Annotated in this window: 5 protein-coding genes and 2 pseudogenes; all 7 read left to right on the forward strand. The window is 49.2% G+C overall.

Features of this window, described 5'->3' with window-relative positions; translation table 11 throughout:
- The first annotated feature begins 1 nt into the window (after nucleotide 1).
- Nucleotides 2-430 carry a gp436 family protein gene (locus tag DS891_RS23890; RefSeq protein WP_174171126.1) on the forward strand — a complete coding sequence of 143 codons (429 nt, stop codon included), beginning with the start codon at nucleotides 2-4 and terminating at the stop codon, nucleotides 428-430.
- Nucleotides 430-849: a hypothetical protein gene (locus DS891_RS23895; protein WP_128731940.1), complete on the forward strand. Its 420-nt coding sequence runs from the start codon at nucleotides 430-432 to the stop codon at nucleotides 847-849. The genes DS891_RS23890 and DS891_RS23895 overlap by 1 nt, the downstream gene beginning before the upstream one ends.
- Nucleotides 846-1489: pseudogene (locus DS891_RS23900) on the forward strand (hypothetical protein). The gene DS891_RS23895 and the pseudogene DS891_RS23900 overlap by 4 nt, the downstream one beginning before the upstream one ends.
- A gap of 64 nt (nucleotides 1490-1553) precedes the next feature.
- Nucleotides 1554-1757 (forward strand): hypothetical protein, encoded by a 204-nt coding sequence (locus tag DS891_RS24660; RefSeq protein ID WP_254606043.1) that lies wholly within the window; start codon nucleotides 1554-1556, stop codon nucleotides 1755-1757.
- Entirely contained in the window at nucleotides 1705-5076 is a 3372-nt protein-coding gene (locus DS891_RS23905; protein ID WP_254606045.1) for a tape measure protein, read from the forward strand. Before DS891_RS24660 ends, DS891_RS23905 begins: the two co-directional genes overlap by 53 nt.
- Nucleotides 5073-5432 carry a hypothetical protein gene (locus DS891_RS23910; protein WP_174171127.1) on the forward strand — a complete coding sequence of 120 codons (360 nt, stop codon included), beginning with the start codon at nucleotides 5073-5075 and terminating at the stop codon, nucleotides 5430-5432. The genes DS891_RS23905 and DS891_RS23910 overlap by 4 nt, the downstream gene beginning before the upstream one ends.
- A 2-nt stretch (nucleotides 5433-5434) precedes the next feature.
- Nucleotides 5435-6019: pseudogene (locus DS891_RS23915) on the forward strand (hypothetical protein); the annotation flags it as partial.

The raw sequence follows: 6019 nt of genomic DNA on the forward strand, positions 1-6019 counted from the left end.
CATGACCTACGCTGCCGCTGAAGACATGCAARMYCGCTTTAACCACCAAGACTTGGTGCTGCTTACTGAACGTGAACACAGCACACCAGGTGAAGTGGATATGGCTGTGCTCACGCAAGCCCTTGAAGATGCAACAGCTGAGATTAACGCCTACTTATCTGGCCGTTACATGCTGCCACTTAGCATTGTACCAATGGCATTGGTGCGCATTTGTTGTGATATTGCCCGCTACTTTTTAAGCGGCGATAACGCGCCGGAGCACATACACACCCGCTATACGGACGCGCTAAAGTTTTTACAAGCAGTGAATCAAGGCAAGGTGGCGCTGGGTATTGATAGCCAAGGTGACAAGGCAACCACCAACGACACCGCCGTGATGGAATCAGCAGGCAGCGTATTTGCTCGCAGTAAAGCTACGGGGTTCATCTGATGTTTGAAATAAAGGATGACTTTTTAGCGGCGGGCCAACTGCTAGAAACAGCTCTAAGTGCAGTGCCTGGCATACGCCAAGTTAAGGCACTCGATGACCTAGCAGAAATAGACAAAACCAACCATACCCCGAGCTTGTTTTATCTCTACTACGGCGAGCAATTAAAGGAGAGCGCTTACGCTGGAGCAAATACCCTGTTAACGCAAACCTGGCTTGTCATCTTAGCTGAGCGCAAAACCAGCAAAACCGCAGGCAAAAACATTGCCGCTACCATTCGTGCCATTGCCGGAAAAATGACTGGCGATGCTGGCCCGTGGCAGCGCGTTAACACCCCAATCAAACCAAGATACACAAGCGGCCATGCGTTTTACCCGCTGGCCTTTACCTGTCAAATGAAGTTTAAAGGAGCACTTACATGAGTGGCTTACTAGTAGCTGGCAATTTCTTTATTGACCGATTAAACCCACAAGGCCAAAGCCTCGGTATTTTTGGCCCTATCAATATGACCAAGCTCAGCATCAAAACCGAAGCTGAGACCAAGACCCGTACATCTCGTAAAAAAGAGTCTTATGGCCAAGCATTAGATGACGTCAAGATTGCCAAGCCTGCTGAAGTGTCGTGCGAGTTTGACGACCAACCCTCTGAGTTATTGGCAATGGCGCTGATGGGTAAAGTGGTTGATCTAAATGAAGCCAGCGGCACAGTAGCAGATACAGCAAAAACCTTACCCGCAAATCAAGGCTGGCTTGAGCTTGGCCATAAGAACCTAGCCGCTGAAGGCCTTGTGGTTAAACAAGCAAGTACAATCAGCACAATGCCAGAAGCGGTAAGACCATCCAAGGTGGCATTGAATCACAAGTACGAGCCCGTATTTTTGGTGAGGGAACCAACCTTGCTAACGGTAAAGCCATTGAGCTGGAAGTATACGATGTGTCACTGATGCCAGATAAAGAAATTGATTTTGCAGCCAGCGAGTTTGTGAGCGGCGGCCTAGCGGGCACTGCCAAGTTGCCAGCAGGTAAAGCAACCCCATTCACCTATACCGAATTAGACGCATAGCTCCCGTTGGGGCCTCGGCCCCTTTTTCAAATCCTTAAACTCATTTTCAAACTGAGCGGTTGTAATGGCTAATAAGACTCTTGAACTTGCACTCCGAATAGTGGCTGAAGCCACAGGCAAACAGAACTTAGAACAACTGGTTGCTGAGCTAAGAAACATTGAGCAAAGCGCAGATGATGCTGCACCTGCCACTGACCAACTCGGCCAGAATTTAGATGAGACGGCTCAAGCTGCAAAGCAAACAGCAAGAACTTATTCGTGCCTTTGAGCGTTCAAAGCGTGAACTCGAAGAGCAAGAGATTGCCACGGCTGCCGCCGCGCACGCACTCGACCAATTACAAAAACAAGCACAAGACACCACCAAACCATTTGTAGAGCTTGCCCGAGGTATAGACCTTGCAGAGCGCGACTTGCAGCAAATGCGGGCTGAGCTGACGCAGCAAATTACCAAGCATAACTCTCTGCAAGCTGAGCTAAAACGCTCAGGCATTGATACTAAAGACCTTACCGTTGCAAAGCGTAATTTAGCCGCAGGCTTTGCTAAAGCTGGTAAGTCCGTTGATGGGTTTACGCAAGACCTAAAGCAAGGCTCTGCTGCCCAAAAGGCCCATGCAGCAAGTCTTGGTAACGTCGCAAGCCAAATCGCCGCTGTTGCTGCTGCCTACTTTGGGTTAGACCAAGTTGGCCAAGCCGTGCGCTCCGTGTTTGAAACGGGCGATAAGTTTGAAAAGCTCCAGGTGCAAATGAATGGCCTGATGGGCAGCATTGCCCAAGGTGAGAAGGCCAGCGCCTGGATAACTGAATTTACTAAAAATACGCCGCTTCAGCTTGGTGAGGTTTCACAAGCATTTGTGAAGCTCAAGGCATTCGGCCTCGACCCAATGGACGGCACGCTGCAATCTATTACAGACAGCGCACTAAAACTAGGTGGTGGTTATCAGGAGGTTGAAGGGATAAGCCTCGCACTTGGCCAAGCTTGGGCAAAACAGAAACTGCAAGGTGAAGAGATTTTGCAGCTGGTTGAACGTGGTATTCCTGTATGGGATATGCTGCAAACGGTCACGGGTAAAAACGTCCAGGAACTACAAAAGTTAAGTAGCGCAGGCCAGCTAGGCCGTGACGTTATCAAACAGCTGATTGACGAAATGGGCAGAACCAGCACAGGCAGTGCAGCGGCACAAATGGCACTATTTAGCGGCCAGGTCTCTAACGCAAAAGATAATCTGGAACAGTTTTATAACCTCATTGCTAAGTCTGGTGCAATGGATTGGCTCAAGGGCCAGATTGGTGATTTAAACAAAGAATTTGCTGCAATGGCAGCTGATGGCCGATTGCAAGAATGGGCGCAGTCAATCAGCGACACCATTGTGGCAACCGGCACTGCTATCAAAGACACCATCACTACGCTGTATCAATATCGCGAAGAAATCGCCTTTGTAGCCAAAGCGTGGCTTGCGCTTAAAATCGGCTCTTATTTTAGTAGTGTTGTGGCAGGTGCAGTGAGTGCCACCCGGGCATTTGTTACCTATAGAGCCGCCGTAGCCGCAGCGACAACGGCCACCAATGCTGCGACCGTTGCTGCAAATCGCTGGCGCAATGTGGCAGGTGTGATTGCCCGTGGCGGTGTGTATTTAGCACTAACCAATGAGGTTATTAACCTGATTGGTGAGTATCAAAATTTAAAAGTTGCTGAAGCAGGCGTCGCGGAAAGTCAACGAAATGCTGAGCTACAGGCCGCCAAACTGAAAGGCGAGCTTGAGTTAATAAGCTCAACCACTGGTATTTTAGTTACCAGTTTAGAAGAAGTGGAAGCCGCCGTGGCTGCTGGCACGTTGGTGATGAACGAAACCACCGGAGCCTATGAAAACGCAGCACGTAAAGCCGAAGCACTCGCTGAAGCCACACGCATTGCCGCTGAAGAAGAGCGCAAGCGCCAAGAGTTGCTTAGACTCACCATACCTGAGGCACTGCGTGTGATCGAAACATTAGAGCAACAGGCGCAAAACCTAAATGGTGTGCGCGCTGGTGTTGATGGTTTTATCCAATCTATTGAGTCTGCACGAACTGCACTGGCTGGCGCAGGCGCTGAGTATAGCCAGCAGTTGGTATTACTGGACTCATTAAAAGCTAAGTTTGAATCTCATAACGAATCATTAGCGCGCCAAGCATATCTCGCAGGTGATGTAAAAAAAGCCTATAAAGAACTAGGTATCACCAGTGCTGATGCGCTCACTCAAACGGCGACTAAATTACAAGGAGCGTTTGAACTACTCCAACAAAGCAACGAACCAGTTGCGATGCAACAACAAGCATTTTTGAAGTGGGCCAAAGCAGCCGTTGAAGCTGCCAACGCCACAGACCAAACTGTGCCTGCGTCCGTGCAAGCCGCAGCGGCCGCACTAGGTTTAACCGCAGAGCTGGATAAACTGGTTAATGCTGCGAATAAACTCAAGCCTGCCACAGATGAAAATAGTACCGCTACAGCAAAGTTTGCCAGTGTGTTAGCCAGCACCCGTGCTGCAATGGAAAACAATAAAAAAATCCTAGACAGCTCTACAGCCTCAGCTGAGCAAAAAGCCAAAGCACAGGCGGCACTAAACCGTCAGACTGGATTGGTGGTAGAACAAGAAACCGATTTGGCGCGCGTACGAGAACTAGAAACCAAAAACCTGCAAGGGCTAAATGTTGAGCAGCGCAAACTTGAACAAGAACTTGCCCAAGTTAATCAACAATACAAGGTAGGCGCATTAACCGCTGAAGACTACCAACACAAAAAGGAGCGGATAAGTAACATCTTATCTGTGGTGAATGACCTACTCGGCGATTTTAAAGATGCACAAGACGATGCAACGAATGCAACCAAGCGAGGAACCCGCGCAACTGAAGATGCAACAAAGGCCAATGAGCGGTCTCTAAAAAGCCTGCGTCAACAAAAAGAAGAGCTGGAGAAAGTAAGCCAAAGTGCAAATCGTGCTGCAACGAGCATGAGTAACTACCAAAACCGCAACCGCCCAACGGTTGAGCAGATAGTGGACTATCAGGACAAGTACGAAACTGGGCGCGGTGCGGCATACCGCTTTGAAAGTGATGAGGTCATCGCCGAGCGCGCCCGTCGCGAGCGCGAGAAAATGCAGCAGCAACAGTACGCGCAGTTTGAGCGTGCAATTAACGCATCCACATCAACGTCAGAGTTATCCAAAATTTATGACCGGATATTTAAACAGCTCGTTTATATCGATGGCGAACAAAAGCGCGCATTGCGAGATTTAATTGACCGTCAGCGTGAATCGCTCAAACAAGTTGCCAGTGCCAAACGTAATCCCACACGCTCAAACACAATCACACCGCGTGAAAACACTGAGTATTACAGCCCAAGCCCTGTGCCGACTAGGCCAAACAATAGCTCACCGCTGAGTGATGCGGTAAATGGCAAACTCGATAAATTGCTAACCCTACTGACAGGCCAACAATCAGGTAAGCGCATTGTGCTGGAACTCAAATTACCCAGTGGCAACACCGCTGAGCTGTACACCACCATTCGAGACCAACTATTAGAAGAGCTTGAACAATTGAGTAACGCCCAATGATAGTAATTAACGCCATAGCGCTACCACACGCCGTGTGGACAGATGAGCACGATTATCAAGCCGTTGCTGAGCAAACGGAACTCGCTATTAACGGTGCGCCCCATATTGAAAAAACGCTGTTACCTGGTCGGCCCATCACGATTGAAAGTGTGCTGGAGACTGCGAGTAGCTACATCGCGCTATTTGACCATAGCCGAACCACACTAACCGCGTTTGAACTATCGATCCGTGGCACGGTATACACCGTGGTTTGGGACCACAGCCAAAAGCCAGTTTCGGGTAGTGCCGTTAGTTACTACTCGGATGCCGCACCTGATTTTTTTGAAAACATAACCTTACGACTAAAAACGGTGTAACCATGTTAAGAAGTCACCTTAAAATATTCAAACCCCAGCGGCTCGGTAGCGCACCTAATGCAGGCGGGCACCGCACCAACAACGCGGTGATAAGCGGTAAATTGAACGATGTGTTTAGCTCAATCAGCGACGTAGACCACGCGCGCAGCGCGTTCGATTTGGTCAAGCTTTACCCCGCAGTGGCAACTGATGACACAACAAAATTATCGGATGCACATGTGTTTATTGCCGACCAACCAGAAGACCCGCTGGTCAGTACGCTACTGGTTGAGTCTCCAGATTTACGCGACGACTCGCTGCTCGATGATATGTTGGCGTTAATGACTGCCAGCACGACCAAGTACCACGGGCTAAGTCATTTAACATCGCCATATCAAAGCGGCGAGCTACACCTAAGAGTGCGGGACTTGCAGCGCTCCTTAGCGCCAAGTGTTACCCGCACTCAGTCTAAACAAGGACTGAGACCACAGCTGGACAGCGATAGCGATGTAACAGGCTATCGATACAAAAAGATTGAGTCATTTGGTAATTTAAGTGAGTTCAGTGTGGATATTCCAGACTTATTGCTTGATTACACGAGAGTTGTT

It is taken from the genome of Pseudoalteromonas sp. JC28 (genome assembly GCF_013319255.1).
In the GTDB taxonomy this organism is placed as follows: domain Bacteria; phylum Pseudomonadota; class Gammaproteobacteria; order Enterobacterales; family Alteromonadaceae; genus Pseudoalteromonas.